General features: G+C 62.4%; 11 protein-coding genes and 1 pseudogene. 3 read left to right on the top strand and 9 right to left on the bottom strand.

Features of this window, described 5'->3' with window-relative positions:
- Positions 1–10: 10 nt before the first annotated feature.
- The 6 genes and pseudogenes from PSTU_RS0112335 to PSTU_RS20765 all read right to left on the bottom strand — a co-directional run bounded on the left by PSTU_RS0112335 (position 11) and on the right by PSTU_RS20765 (position 7,694).
- Positions 11–838, bottom strand: a complete 828-nt coding sequence (locus tag PSTU_RS0112335; RefSeq protein ID WP_019341339.1) for an ABC transporter permease — start codon at positions 836–838, stop codon at positions 11–13.
- Between the two features lie 67 nt (positions 839–905).
- Positions 906–2,158, bottom strand: a pseudogene (locus PSTU_RS20770) (ABC transporter permease).
- Between the two features lie 76 nt (positions 2,159–2,234).
- Positions 2,235–3,266: an ABC transporter substrate-binding protein gene (locus PSTU_RS0112325; protein ID WP_019341338.1), complete on the bottom strand. Its 1,032-nt coding sequence runs from the start codon at positions 3,264–3,266 to the stop codon at positions 2,235–2,237.
- Positions 3,267–3,318: 52 nt separating this feature from the next.
- Positions 3,319–4,428, bottom strand: coding sequence for an ABC transporter ATP-binding protein (locus PSTU_RS0112320; protein ID WP_019341337.1), 1,110 nt, complete (start codon positions 4,426–4,428; stop codon positions 3,319–3,321).
- Between the two features lie 211 nt (positions 4,429–4,639).
- Positions 4,640–5,269 carry a response regulator transcription factor gene (locus PSTU_RS0112315; protein WP_019341336.1) on the bottom strand — a complete coding sequence of 210 codons (630 nt, stop codon included), beginning with the start codon at positions 5,267–5,269 and terminating at the stop codon, positions 4,640–4,642.
- Positions 5,270–5,273: 4 nt separating this feature from the next.
- A complete protein-coding gene (locus PSTU_RS20765) occupies positions 5,274–7,694 on the bottom strand; it encodes a PAS domain S-box protein (RefSeq protein ID WP_019341335.1) in 2,421 nt (806 codons plus the stop codon).
- A gap of 188 nt (positions 7,695–7,882) precedes the next feature.
- Here PSTU_RS20765 and PSTU_RS0112305 point away from each other — a divergent pair, with 188 nt between their 5' ends.
- Entirely contained in the window at positions 7,883–8,959 is a 1,077-nt protein-coding gene (locus tag PSTU_RS0112305) for a DUF3530 family protein (RefSeq protein ID WP_019341334.1), read from the top strand.
- A 33-nt stretch (positions 8,960–8,992) separates the two neighbouring features.
- Here PSTU_RS0112305 and PSTU_RS0112300 read toward each other — a convergent pair whose 3' ends face one another.
- Genes PSTU_RS0112300 through PSTU_RS0112290 form a run of 3 tightly spaced genes read right to left on the bottom strand, consistent with a single transcriptional unit; the run spans position 8,993 to position 11,454 of the window.
- Entirely contained in the window at positions 8,993–9,763 is a 771-nt protein-coding gene (locus tag PSTU_RS0112300; protein ID WP_019341333.1) for a DnaJ domain-containing protein, read from the bottom strand.
- On the bottom strand, positions 9,764–10,435 hold the full coding sequence (gene murU / locus PSTU_RS0112295) for an N-acetylmuramate alpha-1-phosphate uridylyltransferase MurU (protein WP_019341332.1): 672 nt from the start codon (positions 10,433–10,435) through the stop codon (positions 9,764–9,766).
- Positions 10,432–11,454: an aminoglycoside phosphotransferase family protein gene (locus tag PSTU_RS0112290; RefSeq protein ID WP_019341331.1), complete on the bottom strand. Its 1,023-nt coding sequence runs from the start codon at positions 11,452–11,454 to the stop codon at positions 10,432–10,434. Before PSTU_RS0112290 ends, murU begins: the two co-directional genes overlap by 4 nt.
- Positions 11,455–11,585: 131 nt before the next feature.
- On the opposite strand from PSTU_RS0112290, the gene PSTU_RS0112285 reads away from it, so the two are divergent.
- On the top strand, positions 11,586–14,372 hold the full coding sequence (locus PSTU_RS0112285; protein WP_019341330.1) for an LPS-assembly protein LptD: 2,787 nt from the start codon (positions 11,586–11,588) through the stop codon (positions 14,370–14,372).
- The gene (locus PSTU_RS0112280; RefSeq protein ID WP_029404754.1) at positions 14,353–15,660 is read left to right on the top strand and encodes a peptidylprolyl isomerase; all 1,308 of its coding nucleotides are present in this window, start codon (positions 14,353–14,355) and stop codon (positions 15,658–15,660) included. Before PSTU_RS0112285 ends, PSTU_RS0112280 begins: the two co-directional genes overlap by 20 nt.
- Positions 15,661–15,702 lie beyond the last annotated feature (42 nt).

Here is a 15,702-nt window from a genome sequence, read left to right as displayed (position 1 = left end):
GTGAAATCCATCAGGCAGATTGTTGGGTGCGCATCTTTTCGGAGCGGCCGCGCAGCCATTCCAGAGTCAACAGCAGCGCGATTGAAAAGCCGATCAGCAAAGTGGCCGCAGCAGCAATGGTCGGGCTGAGGTTTTCGCGGATACCGCTGAACATCTGCCGCGGTAGGGTGATCTGCTCGGGCCCGGCCAGGAATAGCGTCACTACTACCTCATCGAACGAGGTGGCAAAGGCGAACAACGCGCCGGAAATCACCCCCGGGGCTATCAGCGGCAGGGTCACGCGGAAAAATGTGGTCACGGGGGAAGCGCCCAAGCTTGCTGCGGCGCGCACCAAATTCTGGTTGAACCCCTGCAGCGTGGCCGAGACGGTGATGATCACGAACGGCACGCCCAGTACCGCGTGCACCAGGATCAGCGACAGGTAGCTGTTGCCCATACCCAACGGGGCAAAGAACAGGTAACTGGCCACCCCGACAATCACCACCGGCACCACCATTGGTGAAATTAGCAGGGTCATCACCAGCGCCTTGCCGCGAAATTCGCCCCGGGTCAGACCGATCGCCGCCAGGGTGCCGAAGACCATCGCCAGCGCAGTGGCGGCCGGCGCGATGAGCAACGAGTTCTTCAGCGAGCGCATCCAGTCCGCCGAGCTGAACAGTGCCTCGTACCAGCGCAGCGACACGCCCTGCAGCGGATAGACCAGGAAGGAACCGGAGTTGAACGACAACGGCACGATCACCAGCACCGGCACGATCAGAAACAGCAGCACCAGTGCGCAGATGATGCGCAGCGTGTAGTACCAGACGCGCTCGACGGGCGACATGTAGGGGCTCAGCATGGAAGGCTCTCCTGCGCAGAAAAACGAATGGCGTGCCGTATTGGCTGAACGCTGCGAACCCCCATGCTCAACCCAACCTCAACCGGCTGGGCCGACCAACCAGCTGTAGACGATGTACAGCAGCATGGTCGCGAGCAGCAGCAGCCCGCCCAGTGCCGTGGCCATGCCCCAGTTGATGGTGGTGTTGGTGTAGAAGGCGACGAAGTAGCTGACCATCTGGTCGTTCGGGCTGCCGAGCAGCGCCGGGGTGATGTAGTAGCCGATGGCGATGATGAACACCAACAGGCACCCGGCACCCACGCCCGCGAGGGTCTGCGGGAAGTACACCCGCCAGAAGCTGGCGAAGGGGTGGCAACCCAGGGAGATCGCCGCGCGCATGTAGCTCGGCGAGATGCTCTTCATCACGCTGTAGATCGGCAGGATCATGAACGGCAGCAGGATGTGCACCATGGCGATGTAGACGCCGGCGCGATTGAACACCAGCTGCAGCGGCTGATCGATCAGCCCCATCTTCAACAGCGCACCGTTGATCAGGCCGCTCGATTGCAGCAACACGATCCACGCCGCGACACGCACCAGGATCGAAGTCCAGAACGGCAGCAGCACCATGATCATCAACAGGTTGCTCTGGCGCGCCGGCAGATTGGCCAGCAGGTAGGCCAGCGGATAGGCCAGCACCAGGCAGATGGCAGTGATCACCAGGCCCATCCAGAAGGTCCGGGCGAAGATGTCCAGGTACACCGCCTGATCCGGCGAAACTGGCGCCAGCTCACCGAGATCGTCGATACGGTGATCGAGCGCGGCCAGCAGGTAATACGGCGTGACGGCACTGTCGTTGCGGCGAATCACCTGCCAGTAGGCTGGGTCGCCCCAACGCTCATCGAGCGCTTCGAACGCATCCCGATAGGATTGCGGTTGCGCCTTGAACGGCAACGCCCGCGCGGTTTTGCTGAGCAAGCTGCGGTAACCGGCCTGCTCCATGTTCAGGCGCTTCGACAGATCGCCCAGCGACTGATTGCGCCGAGCCTCCAGCAGGTCCTCGCTCAATGCCTGATACACCGGATCGTCCGGCAGGCCGCGGCCATCCCAGTCAGCGATCGCCTGAACCGTACGCGGCAGGCTGGAAACCACTTCCGGGTTGTCGACACTGCGCCAGAGCAGCGAGGCGATCGGCAGAACGAAGGTGAGCAGCAAGAACACCAGCAACGGCAGGATCAGCGCCTTGGACTTCAGTCGGTTCAGGCGTTCGGCACGCGCCAGCCGCCGCTTCAGGTTGAGCTCGGCGAGTTCGGGAACAGGCAGGGAGACGGCAGTAGCCATGGCGAACTCCGCAAGGTTTCAGGATTCAGGCGTACGACCGATTGACGATCGGCCGTGCGAGTACGGCATGGCGCGCTTAGCGTGCGGCCCAGGCGTTGAAGCGCTGCTCCAACTGCTCGCCGTAGTCAGCCCAGAAGGTCACGTCCATCGCCACCTGGTTGGCGATGTTTTCCGGCGTGGTGGGCATGTTCTTCAACAGTTTCGGGTCGAGCAGCTCGACCGCCTTCGTGTTGGCCGGACCGTAGGCGATGTTCTCGGAATAGGCCTTCTGCTGCTCGGGCTGCACGGTAAAGGCGACGAACTCCAGGGCCTCCTTCTGGTTCTTCGCGCCCTTGGGGATGGCCCAGGAATCGAAGTCGTAGATACCGCCATCCCAGACGATTTGCAGATTGCTTTCATCCTGCACCGCGGCGATACGGCCGTTGTAGGCGCTGCTCATGACCACGTCGCCGGAGGCCAGGAACTGCGGCGGCTGAGCGCCGGCTTCCCACCACTGGATGCTGGGCTTGATCTGATCGAGTTTCTTGAAGGCCCGGTCCTGACCCTCCTTGGTAGCCAGCACCTTGTAGACGTCCTTCGGCGCAACGCCATCGGCCATCAGCGCAAACTCCAGGGTGTACTTGGCGCCCTTGCGCAGGCCGCGCTTGCCAGGAAATTTCTCGGTGTCCCAGAAATCCGCCCAGCCGCTCGGCGCGCTGGCGAGCTTGTCGGCGTTGTAGGCCAGCACCGTGGACCAGACGAAGAAGCCGACGCCGCAGGGTTGTACCGCGCCCTCGACGAAATCGTCCGGATTGCCGACCACCGAAGGGTCTATCTCCTCGAACAGCCCCTCGTCGCAGCCACGCGACAACTCCGGCGACTCGACCTCTACCAGGTGCCAGGACACGCTGTTGGTGTCGACCATGGCCTTTACCTTGGCCATCTCGCCGTTGTATTCGCCGGCGATGATCTTGTTGCCGGTCTTGGCCTCGAAGGGTTCGTTGAAGGCCTTGATCTGCGCTTGCTTGTTGGCGCCGCCGAAGGTGACGGCCGTGAGGTTTGCCGCCGAGGCCTGCGCGGCGCATGCCAGGCCGATGCTCAGGGCGGTCAATTTCAGGATGTTCAGCATTGTCGTTCGCTCCATGATGCGGTTGAAAACAGCTTCTTGTTGTTGTCCCTGCTTATGCCGCTTGCAGCGGATCCAGTGCACGGACGTGTTCCACCTGCCAGCCGATCGGCACGACGTCGCCAACCGCCAGGGCGGGATCGAATTCGGCGATCGGCTGCTTGACGAAGAAATCGCTGACGCCGCATACCTCGAGCCGAATGCGAATGTGATCGCCCAGATAGACGAACTCGGCCACCCGCCCGGTGAAGCGATTCGGGCAACTGGCGCTGGCGCCGTTGAGGCGCACCCGCTCGGGGCGAATCGACAGGTTGACCGGAGCGCCCGGCGCGCCGACCTTGACCGCCAGTGCCTCGACCCGCTCGCCGCGGCCCAGCTCGACGACGCAGTTCTCCCCGTCCCGGCTGACCAGCCGCGCCGGCAGGCGATTGTTCTCGCCGAGAAAGTTGGCCACGAAAGTGTTCGCCGGACGCTCGTACAGCGCTCGCGGCTCATCGATTTGCTGGATCTCGCCCTGATGGAACACGGCGACCCGATCGGACATGGTCAGCGCCTCGCCCTGGTCGTGCGTGACGTAAACCACGGTCACGCCCAGGCTTTGGTGCAGGTGCTTGATCTCCATCTGCATCTGCTCGCGCAGTTGCTTGTCCAGCGCGCCCAGCGGCTCGTCCATAAGTACCAGCTGCGGCTCGAACACCAGCGCCCGCGCCAGCGCCACGCGCTGTTGCTGGCCACCGGAGAGCTGCGCTGGGTAACGGTTACGGAAGCCTTCGAGCTGCACCATCGACAGGGCGCGCTTGACCCGCTCCTTGACGTCGAGCTTGGGCATGCCTCGCACGCTCAGCGGGAAGGCGAGGTTTTCCGAGACAGTCATGTGCGGGAACAGCGCGTAGTTCTGGAACACCATGCCCATGTCGCGCTTGTGCGGCGGCAACTTGTTGATCGAACGACCACCAAGCAGGATCTCACCGGCCGTCGGCGTCTCGAAGCCGGCCAGCATCATCAAACTGGTGGTCTTGCCGGAACCAGACGGGCCAAGCAGCGTGAGGAATTCGCCCTTGCGGATATCCAGGTTGAGGTCTTTGACGATCAGCGCTTCGCCGTCATAGCTCTTCTGGATGCCACGAAAGCTGATCAGTACATTGTTCGCTTGAGAATCGAGCATGCCGCACCTGTGGTCCGTTGTTCCATGATCACAGGTTAGGAGCCTCGCGCGCTCGCCGACATCAGCACAGCGGAGTGTTTCGAATCAGCAAAACGGAGAGGTGCGTGTAGGGAACGCCCTACAACCGACACCGGCCCGGCCGCACCTATGACCGGCAGACCACGCCTGGGACCGCAGTGCAGACACGATCGATGGCTGCGATCGCGTCGCCTCAGACCAGCTTGTGTTCCATGGCATAACGCACCAGGTCGGCCACCGAGTGGGCGACCAGCTTCTGCATCAGGCGCGCCTTGTGGGTGCTGATGGTCTTGCTGCTAAGGGCCAGCTTGGCGGCGATGTCATTCACCGAGTCGCCATGCACTAGTCGCTCGAACACTGAGTACTCGCGCTCGGACAACAGCGCATGGGGCGGGCGGGAGTCGGTCAGACCTACCTCGAAGACCATCCGATCGGCCAATTCCGGATCGATGTAGCGCCCACCGGAGGCGACCTTGCGCAGCGCGACCAACAGCAGCGCTGGGTCACTGTCCTTGGTGGCATAACCGGCCGCGCCGACCTTGAGCGCCCGTGCTGCCATCTGCGCCTCGTCATGCATCGACAGCACCAGAATCGCTGGCGGCTCGCTCAACGCGTGAATCCGCGGAATGGCTTCCAGGCCGTTGACGCCAGGCATGGAGATATCCAACAGGACGACATCGCAGGGCGTCTGCCGCAACTGGTCGAGCAACTGCTGACCATTGCCGGCCTCACCAACTACCTGCATGTCTTTTGCGAGTCCGATCAGTTGCTTGATGCCTTCGCGAACGATGGTGTGGTCTTCGGCGACGATTACCCGAATCATGGCGTTAGCTCTCCAGTGTGCTGATAAGCATCGCGGGCTCGACCTGTTCATCCAACGGCACCGATACATGAATCGAAGTGCCCTCGCCTGGCTGGCTTTCCAGCAGCAGCGTACCGCCCAGCATCTGCGCCCGTTCCTGCATGCCGACCAGACCGAACGACACGCCCTGACGCCCCGGCGGCACCACGAAGCCCTGGCCATCATCGCTGATGCTCAAGCACAGCACACTCCCCCGTTGCTCCAGGCAGAGACTCACGGTCTGCGCATTGGCATGGCGCATCACGTTGGTCAATGCTTCCTGAAGGATGCGAAACAACCCAACGGCTTTGGCACTGCTCAGCTGTGGCGGGCATTCTGGGACTTGCACCAGACAGGCAATGCCCGTGCGCTGCTCGAAGCGCCGCGCCTGCCAGTCGATAGCCGACGCGATACCGGCGTCCAGAATCGGCGGGCGCAAGGCGGTCGCGACGTCGCGTACCTGCTGGAACAGCTGCGCGATCAGCCGTTTCATGCCTTGCAAGCGCGCGGCGAGAGCGGGATCAAGTGCTGCGAAGCTGATCTCGCACATGGAGATCTCCAGCTTGAGCACCGTCAGCATCTGGCCCAGTTCATCGTGAACCTCACGGGCAATGTGTGCCTTCTCCTCTTCGCGCACGGTTTCGACGTGCGCCGCCAGCTTGCGCAGTTGCGCGCGCGAGGCGTCCAGCTCCAGCTCGATCCGCTTGTTGTCGGTGATGTCCCAAACAATCCCGTCCCAGACCTGCCGCCCTGCCAGCTGGCCGCGTACCGAGGCGCGAATATCGGCCCAGCGAACCTCGCCGGAGCGGGTCAGGATTCGCCCCTGCCAATACCAGTCGCTCATGCTGTCAAGCGCCTGCTGTTGGCTGCTCCAATAACCCGGTTCGTCTTCGGGATGAACCAGGCTGCGGATACCGCGGCCTGGCTGCAACAACAGCTCCGCCGAGTAACCCACCAGCCGCTGGCTGGCCTCGCTGATGTAGGCGATGCTGACCGGCGCGCCGGCGTCCTGCCGCTCCAGGCGGAACACCAGCCCCGGCACGTTGCCGGCCATGGCCTTCAGCCGCACCTCGCTTTCCTGCAACGCGGCACTGGCGCGGCGGCGCTCTGTAATGTCGGCGATAAACACCACCAGGTATTCCTTGCTGCCGAAGCGCAGGAAACTCAGGGTCACCGCCGCTGGGAAGCGACTGCCGTCGGCTCGCTGCCAGTCGCGCTCGTGTACCTGATGGTCATCGACACCGCTGCGCGCATCGCGCCAGAGCAGCAGCCAGTCATCCATGCCCAGCGCCGGGTCCAGCGCCTGCAGGGGCTGCTCGAGCAGTGCGTGGGCAGCGTATCCCAGCAATTCTTCGGCGGCCTGGTTGGCGTACCGCACATGGCTGTCCCAATTCAGCCAGAGGATGCCAACCGTGCTGTGATCGAGGCAGAACTGCGTGAGGCGCTGCGCCTCTTCGGCCGCCTCGCGCAGCTCGATGTGCCGCCGTGCCGATTTCAGGCGCGCCTCGAGCAGCCCTTGCTGGCCTCGTTGCCAGACCAGGATGGCCACGGCTGCAATCACCAACAGCGCCAACAAAAGGCTAAGGCTGCGCCAGTAACTGATGCGCCGTGACTGGTCGATGCTGCGTGACTTTAGCCACTGTTCCTGAAGTCGACTGAGTTCATGTGTGGGGAAACTGCGCAATGCCTGGTCGATGATCGCGCTCATCACCGGGCTGTCGCGACGCGAGCCGATCCTGAGCAGTTGTGGATTACCCAGGTCGCCGACAACGTCCAGCGAGGCATATTCAGCCCGCTGAGACAGGCGTCCATAGAGCGGCTCGTCGACCACGGCAAAGCGCACGCGTGCCTCGACCAGCTGACGCAACGCCTCGAACTGGTTGGTCACCTCCAGCACAGGCTGGCTCGGGTAGTTGCTGCGCATGTAGTCAGCCACCGGACCAGGACCTTCAATGGCAATCACATCGTTGCTATCCAGCCGCTCGAGATCAATCGCACGCGGGCCGTTGACGTCGCCGATAATCAGCCGTGGCACCCGCAGGATGGGGTCGCTGTAGCGCCAGACGTGCAAGCCCGCTCGGGTCTGGCGCAGCCCTGGAGCGAGGTCGATCTCGTCGGTGCGCATGGCGCTCTCCAGCGACGCATCATCAACAAAACGGTGCCACTGCAACTCGACACCTAGACTGGCGGCGAGCCGTTCCATGAACTGCACGTTGAAGCCGGACAGCCGGCGCTGGCGCTGGTCGTATTCCGCATAGGGCGATGTCATCACTACCCCGACGCGCCACTGGCGGTGCTCATCCAGCCACGCCAGCTGCGCGTCGCTCAGCGGCACGCTAGAAGCTAGCGCGGGCAGATTGAAGAGCGTCAGCAAGAGACAGCAACAACGCAGCAGAGATGGCACCATAGACCTCACACAATCGGCGGATAGGCCGAAAAACACTCTTGTAGTGCATCCGCAATATCTACGCCAGTAGCGCTACGGCCAGGTAGCAGGAAATTCTGGAGCCCCAATGCCCCGAACTCTCCAGGTCGATGAGCAGACTGTTGAAAAAACTACCGGCGTTGGTAATCCCGCGTTAAAAGGTCCTCGAAATGCTCACCTACATCCGTCTGCTCCGCCTCCTCGGCCTTTTTCGCCCTGCCTTGCCTGCCTCATCCACGTTTTTCAACGGCCTGTTAGCGGCCACCGTGGCAACTGCTCTGATCGCCATACCCGCGAGCGCCGCAGATGAGCCAGCGACGCAGGAAACGCCGGCTCCGCCCACGCCCACGCCGGCCGAGCGCCCGCCATTACCTTCGCGCAGCGACGCCATGAGCTCCGATCTCCTGCGCCAACTTCCCGATAAGGAGTTCGTCAGCCTCAAAGCAGACACCGACGATTTCGCTGCCCTCTGGCGTCCCGCCAATGTCGGCGACCCCAGAGGGGTCATCATCCTGCTACCCGGCGACGGAGAAAGCGCCGACTGGCCGCGCGGTATCGGCCCGCTGCGCCGCGGCCTGCCCGACCACGGCTGGCACACGCTAAGCCTGAGCCTGCCGGATTCATCCAAGCTGCTGCTTCCAGCAGGCGTGGGCACCCCAGAGCGCGCAGCCGAGCCACCGGTCGAAGAAACCGAAGCACAGGCCGGGCTGCCTGCCGAAGATTTGGTGCCAAGCGAGGCTGGTTACCTGCCTGAGGAAACCGCAGCGATACCAAGCGAACAGCCTATCGACGGGACAAAAACGGAGGAAACCGTCGCGCCCGCTGCACCGCAAGCCGATCAGATCACCGCACGCATCGAGGCGGCACTGGCGTTTGCTCGCAGCAAGCAACCGGCGGTGATCGTGTTCCTTGGACAGGGCACCGGTGGTTACTGGGCTGCGCGGTATCTTCAGCATTTGGCACCGAGCGATGTCAGGCTTCTGGCAGTGATCCAGCCGCGCCAGCCGGAAGGGCAAGACGAACCGTTGGCGCAGCTGATCCCGACGCTAAAGCTGGCGACTGGCGATTTCTACTACCAGAGCGGACGCGGTGATCTGGCGGCGGCCCGCGAGCGGCTGAACGCAAGTCGCAGGATCCAACACCCGAGCTACCACCAGGTGGGATTACCACCACACACCGGCGACCGCCAGGCCGACCAGGAGCAACTGCTGCGCCGAATTCGCGGCTGGCTGGACAAACAGACGTAGCGGCCTGTCTCGCCCCAGCGCATCAATGGCGCGTTAGCGGAAGCCGCGTCGCTCGCGGATCAAGGTGTAGGCGTTGTGCAACTCGCGGGTTCGCTCGGTTGCTTCGCGAACTTGTAGCGCCGTTGCGCCTGCACCGGCCTGCTTGTCCGGATGGTGTTTGCTGAGCAAACGCCGATAGGCACGCTTGATTGCCTGCGGCTCGCTGTCGGCACGCACGCCGAGCAGCTGCAAGGCCTGCTCATAGGCGCCACCGAGATTGCTCGGTGCGCCTTGACGACGACCGCCGCTCGGGTCCAGCGCCGCGATGGCCGCCGAATCCCAGCCCATCCACTTACCCCAGAGCATCACCAGTTCATGCTCGCGCGCATCGATCTGCCCTTGCGCTCGCGCCATTCGCCAACACGCCTGAAGCACAGTTTCGGCCTCGCCGGGGCGCCCTTGCAGGCGTTGTAACGGGTCGCGAAGGCCATCGCCGCTGGATTTCCCCCTGTAGAAGGCGTCGATGGCGGCACGTTGCGCCGTCGGATCCAGTTGCAGCCGCTGCATTTCCCTGCGCGCGGCCTGGATGTGCGCTTCGCTGATTCGTCCGCTGCTCTTGGCAAGCCGCCCGAGCAGAAAGAACAGCAGCTCGTCGCCCTGCATCAGGGCCTTCCCGGCGCCCATGCGTTCGCGCAATCTGGCCCACGAGTTGAGCCCGAAGCGACGGTCGAGCACCTGCCCAAGCAATGCGCCAAGCAGCGCCCCCGGAATACTCGCGATCAGCCAACCGATCAGCGCCCCCAACAACGTAATGGGCCAGAACATTCAGCGCCGTGCCTCTAGGATTCGCTCGACTTCGGCCAGTCGCTCATGGGTACCGACATCGATCCAGCGCCCACTGTAATGCTCACCGCTCACCTGGCCCGCCGCGATGGCTTGACGCAGCAGTGGCGCGAGCTTGAACGCGCCGGCAGTACAGCCTTCGAACAACCGCGGATGCAGCACTGCAATGCCGCTATAGGTGAACGCAGTTGTCGACGCGCCGCCGTCGATGACCTGTCCCTTCGCCAGCGAAAAGTCACCAGCTGGGTGATGGGCTGGATTGTCCACCAGTACCAGATGCGCAAGCCCAGCCAGCGGCCGCGCCAGCGCAGCGAAACTGTAGTCCGTCCAGATGTCGCCATTGACCACCGCAAACGGCTGATCGCCTAACAGCGGCAACGCGCGATAGATGCCGCCGCCGGTCTCGAGCGGTTCGCCCTCAGCTGAGTAATCGATGCGCACGCCGAACCGATCCCCCACCCCCAGATACGTCTCGATCTGCTCGCCGAGCCAGGCATGGTTGATCACCAGTTCGGTGAACCCCGCAGCAGCCAACGCCCGAACGTGATACTCGATCAGCGGCACGCCGCCGGCCCGCACCAGTGGCTTCGGCGTATGCAAGGTCAGCGGGCGCAGGCGTTCGCCCTTGCCTGCTGCGAGAATTATCGCTTTCATGATTGGACCTGTGCGGTTGGCAAACTTTGCAACAGCGCGCTCAGCTCAGCCAGTTCGGGATGGCGAGCCGTGACTGTCTCAATGTAGGCAAAGAAGCGCGGCACATCGGCCAGATAGCGCGGCTTACCGTCACGATGACAGATGCGCGCGAAGATGCCGATGACCTTCAGGTGCCGTTGCAGGCCCATCAAGTCGCTGGCGTGCCGGAACTCACCGAAGCTGGGCTGGGCCGGAATACCCGCAGCGCGCGCGGCGTCCCAATAGCCCTGCAACCAGCCTTGCACCCGCTCCTCAGGCCAACTAAGAAAGGCGTCCTTGAACAACGAGGTGATGTCGTAGGTCACCGGGCCGACAACCGCATCCTGGAAATCCAGCACGCCGGGGTTCGGTTCGCTGATCATCAAATTGCGCGGCATGTAGTCACGGTGCACCAGCACCCGAGGTTGCTCCAGGGCCGAGTCGATCAGCAGTCGGCAACTCCGCTCCCAAATATCCCGTTCGGCCGCGCTGAACTGACAACCCAGATGGCGCTGCACGTACCACTCCGGAAACAGCTCCAGCTCACGGCGCAGGAGTGCCTCGTCATAGCTCGGCAGTGCCTGCTCCAGCGGTTTGGCCTGGAAGGCGAGCAACGCCTCAACGGCGTCGGCGAACAGTTCGTCAGCATTGGATTCGTCGATGACATCGAGGTAGGTCTGGCGACCCAGATCGGAGAGCAGCAGAAAGCCGCGATCCAGATCCTGGGCGAGTATCTGCGGTACGTTGACCCCGGCGCTGGCCAGCAAGGCGGCCACGGCAACGAATGGCCGGCAGTTCTCCTGAGGGGGCGGAGCATCCATCAGGATAAAACTGCGACCTTCCGCCTCCCAGCGAAAATAGCGACGGAAACTGGCGTCGCTGCTGGCCGGGACCAGTGCTGCCTCAGGTACGTTGCCCCAACCGCGGCGCGTGAAAAGCTCGCTCAATTGAGGTTTCAACCAGGCGTTCAGGTCCTGTAGGCGTTGATCGTGTTGCGGCATATCAGTGCTCTCCGCGGCGCTAGCCGATAGACGGGTCATGCTTTATTATCCAGCATCTTTTTCAGCCCATCGAGAGGCGTGCGGCCCAGCCCGGCCGATGGCTCGCCGCAAGCACGGACCCCAAAAACAAGATGGCAGTCAAATATCCCGCTTTTCGTAAAAAATTCCCCCTACTGGTTACTGGCGGCTTGCTCGCATTGCAACCGGTAGCGACTCCTCTTGTGATCGCAGCCGAACAGTTCGCTTGTCAGCCTGGTGCTGGTGGCGGTTGGAACTGCGCATCCGATCCCGCGAACGCCGACCTGCCGCCCCGCCCCGTACACCGCGGCAGTGCCGCAAGTGGTGACGTCGGCGCGGTACAGCCACGCGCTAGCAAAGCCGAACGCCAGGCAGCCACCACCAAACTGGTGACCGAAAGCAAAGGCCGCGCGCTGGCCTCACGCAGCGCCGATTACAGCCACCTGGACTGGGTGCCGCGCGATCAGCTGACCAATGCACAGCTGGCCGAAACAGGCCCTTATTGCGCCGGCACCTATGTTGAACCGAGCCGACCCGGTCAGTTCGACGACACGCCAATGAGCGAGTCGCCAACCTATGTGTCAGCCAAGGCAACCCGTTATGAGCAGCAACCGGAAATCGCTACGCTAGCGGGTGACGTGGTACTCCGCCAGGGCAGCATCCAGGCTGAAGCCGATGAGGCAAATCTGTACCAACTGGAGAATCGCGGCGAGCTGAAAGGCAATGTCCGCCTGCGTGATGGCGGCGCGCTGATGGTCGGCGACCGCGCCGAGATCTTCCTCGATACCGGTGAAGCCCAGGTCGACAACGCCGAATACGTGGTTCACGCGGGCAAGGTCCGCGGCAGCGCGCTGTATGCCAAGCGCACCGACGACGCGATCATCCGCCTCAAGGACGGGACCTATACCCGCTGCGAGCCAGGCGACAATGACTGGTATCTGCAAGGTAACAACGTCACCCTGAACCCAGCGACCGGCTTCGGCTCGGCAACCAACGTGACACTTCGGGTCAAGGGCGTTCCGGTGTTTTACACGCCCTATATCTATTTCCCGATCGATGACCGTCGCCAATCCGGCTTCCTCGCACCCAGCATCAGCAGCTCCAGCGATACCGGGCTGTCATTGGTTACACCGTACTATTTCAACCTGGCGCCGAATTTCGACGCCACGCTCTACCCCAACTACATGACCGATCGCGGCTTGCTGATGGAAGGAGAGTTCCGCTACCTGACCCGCCGCAGCGAAGGCCAGTTCGGCGCAGCCTACCTGGACGACAGCAACGATGATCGCAAGCTGCAGTCCGAGTACGAAGATCAGCGCTGGATGTACAGCTGGCAACACCGCACAGGCCTGGACAGCCGTTGGCTGGCCGAAGCGGACTACACCGACATCAGCGATCCTTACTATTTTCAAGATCTCGATACCAACCTGAGCATTGATCAGCCGGATCATCTGGACCAGCGGGGCACGCTTACCTATCGAGCGCCGTCGTACACAGCCCGGCTAAATGTCCACGCCTACGAGCGCGCCACCATTGCTGACGTTACGCCGTATGAGCGCTTGCCCCAGCTGACGCTCAACGGCGCGCTGCCGTTTCAGCCGGGTGGATTGCGCTTTGCCTACGACACTGAGTTCGTAAGCTTCCAGCGCAGTTTGCGCAGCGGTTATTTCACGGATCAGGATGGCAACACCGGGACAGCCGAGCAGCTCTGGTATGACGCGCGGCTTGCCGGGCTTACCCGCGCCGAAGGCGAACGCCTGCACCTTGAGCCGGGCGTCAGCCTGCCGCTCGACTGGAGCTGGGGCTTCGTCCGGCCATCGTTGAAATACGCATACACCAAGTACGACCTGACGCTGGACAATACCGGCCGCAGCCAGGTGAACGACTTCAACGACTCACCGGACCGCAGCGTGCCGATCTTCAGCCTCGACAGCGGCCTGTACTTCGACCGCAACACCCAGTGGTTCGGCAAGGATTACCGTCAGACTCTCGAACCGCGGATGTTCTACCTGTACGTTCCGGAAGAAGACCAGGACGACATTCCAATCTTCGACGCCGGCGAGAACACCTTCAGCTATTCCTCGCTGTGGCGCGAAAACCGCTTCTCCGGCAGGGACCGTATCGGCGACGCCAACCAGCTCTCGCTGGGTGTGACCAATCGCTGGATCGAGCCGAACGGCCTAGAGCGGCAGCGTTTAAGCTTCGGTCAGATCATCTACTTCCGTGATCGTGAAGTGCAGCTGCCGAATCTCCAGGGTCGTCCAAGCTCCACATCGGACGTATCGCCATACGCCCTCGAATACATGTACCGCTACAACCGCGACTGGCGCTTTACCTCGACCTTCAACTGGGATCCGGACCAGGGCCGTACCCAGTCGGGCAGCGCCATGTTCCACTATCAGCCGGCCGAAGACCCGCGCAAGATCGTCAACTTTGGCTACCGCTACCGCAACGACACCGTGCGATTCGACCAAGCCACTGGCGAGTGGACCTCTGGCAGCGACTACGGTAGCGAACTGCTTCCCAATGGCAATCCCAACCCAGAGTTCATCGAGGATTACTACAAGATCAACCAGCACGACATCTCCACCATCTGGCCAATCCTGCCACAGTGGAGCGTGATCGCACGCTGGCAGCACGATTACAGCCGCAACCGCACGCTGGAGGCCTTCGGGGGCTTCGAGTACGACAGCTGCTGCTGGAAGCTGCGCCTGATCAACCGCTACTGGATCGATTACGACGAAACCAGTCTCAACCCATCGCAGAACGACGAGCCGGACAACGGCATCTTCCTGCAAATCGTCCTCAAGGGACTCGGCGGCGTATTCGGCAGCTCGACCGAGACATTCCTCGACGAAGGCATACAAGGTTACCGTGAACGTGAAGACCAAGCTTTCTAATTACCTGCGCCCGCTGCTAATGGGCGCGCTGCTACTAGGCAACGCCACCCTGGCCACCTCGGCCTCCGCCGAGGTTCGCCCTCTTGATCGTATCGTCGCCATCGTCGACAACGACGTCATCATGCAGAGCCAGCTGGATCAGCGTCTGCGTGAGGTCGAGCAAACCATCGAGAAACGCGGCGCGGAAATGCCGCCCGCGGACGTCATGCAACAACAGGTGCTGGAACGGCTGATCACCGAAAATCTGCAACTGCAGATCGGCGAACGTTCGGGCATCCGCATCTCCGATGAAGAGCTCAACCAGGCAATGGGCACCATCGCCCAGCGCAACAACATGACCCTGGACCAGTTCCGCGCGGCCCTGGAACGCGACGGCCTCAGCCTCGATACCGCTCGTGAGCAGATTCGCCGCGAAATGGTCATCAGCCGGGTGCGCCAACGCAGGATTGCCGAACGCATCCAGGTATCGAACCAGGAAGTGGAAAACTTCCTGGCTTCCGATCTCGGCAAATTGCAGCTGTCGGAAGAATACCGACTGGCCAATATTCTGATACCGGTGCCGGAGTCGGCTGACTCGGCGGCGATCCAGGCGGCTGAAAAAACCGCGATGGATACCTATCAGCAACTTCAACAAGGCGCCGACTTCGCAAAATTGGCCGTCTCACGCTCGGCCAGCGAGAACGCATTGGAAGGCGGCGATATGGGCTGGCGCAAGGCGGCTCAGCTGCCGCCACCCTTCGACACCGAAGTCCGCACCATGTCGGTCGGCGAGGTCACCCGGCCGGTGCGCACTCCGCCGGGCTTCATCCTGCTAAAAGTGCTCGACAAGCGCGGCGGCGATACTCAGGTCCGGGACGAGGTCCATGTTCGCCATATCCTGATCAAGCCCAGCCAGATTCGCAGCGAAGAAGAAAGCCGACGGCTGATTCAGCGACTGCGCGACCGCATCCAGGCCGGCGAGAGCTTTGCCGAACTGGCGAAAAACTTCTCTGAAGATCCGGGCTCGGCGCTCAACGGCGGCGACCTCAACTGGATCGACCCCAGCTCGCTGGTTCCGGAGTTCCGTGAAGTCATGGCCAACACAGCGAGTGGGCAGCTGTCCGAACCCTTCAAAACGCCGTATGGCTGGCACATCCTGGAAGTGCTCGGTCGCCGTGCCACCGATGCCAGCGAAGAGTTCCGCGAGCAACAGGCACTGTCCTTGCTGCGCAATCGCAAGTACGAAGAAGAACTGCAGAACTGGCTTCGCCAGATTCGCGACGAAGCCTACGTCGAGATCAAGATCTGACTCGCTTCGAGTAGCTGCTCTGCAACGCCTCAACGGGGGGGG

The organism is Stutzerimonas stutzeri SDM-LAC, assembly GCF_000235745.1.
GTDB lineage: Bacteria > Pseudomonadota > Gammaproteobacteria > Pseudomonadales > Pseudomonadaceae > Stutzerimonas > Stutzerimonas stutzeri_H.
This window is presented reverse-complemented; position numbering and strand designations above follow the sequence as displayed.

Bases quoted from the DNA above. Each gene is read 5' to 3' on its own strand.
- PSTU_RS0112335 (WP_019341339.1), bottom strand. From the start codon at position 838: ATGCTGAGCCCCTACATGTCGCCCGTCGAGCGCGTCTGGTACTACACG.
- PSTU_RS0112325 (WP_019341338.1), bottom strand. From the start codon at position 3,266: ATGCTGAACATCCTGAAATTGACCGCCCTGAGCATCGGCCTGGCATGC.
- PSTU_RS0112320 (WP_019341337.1), bottom strand. From the start codon at position 4,428: ATGCTCGATTCTCAAGCGAACAATGTACTGATCAGCTTTCGTGGCATC.
- PSTU_RS0112315 (WP_019341336.1), bottom strand. From the start codon at position 5,269: ATGATTCGGGTAATCGTCGCCGAAGACCACACCATCGTTCGCGAAGGC.
- PSTU_RS20765 (WP_019341335.1), bottom strand. From the start codon at position 7,694: ATGGTGCCATCTCTGCTGCGTTGTTGCTGTCTCTTGCTGACGCTCTTC.
- PSTU_RS0112305 (WP_019341334.1), top strand. From the start codon at position 7,883: ATGCTCACCTACATCCGTCTGCTCCGCCTCCTCGGCCTTTTTCGCCCT.
- PSTU_RS0112300 (WP_019341333.1), bottom strand. From the start codon at position 9,763: ATGTTCTGGCCCATTACGTTGTTGGGGGCGCTGATCGGTTGGCTGATC.
- murU (WP_019341332.1), bottom strand. From the start codon at position 10,435: ATGAAAGCGATAATTCTCGCAGCAGGCAAGGGCGAACGCCTGCGCCCG.
- PSTU_RS0112290 (WP_019341331.1), bottom strand. From the start codon at position 11,454: ATGCCGCAACACGATCAACGCCTACAGGACCTGAACGCCTGGTTGAAA.
- PSTU_RS0112285 (WP_019341330.1), top strand. From the start codon at position 11,586: ATGGCAGTCAAATATCCCGCTTTTCGTAAAAAATTCCCCCTACTGGTT.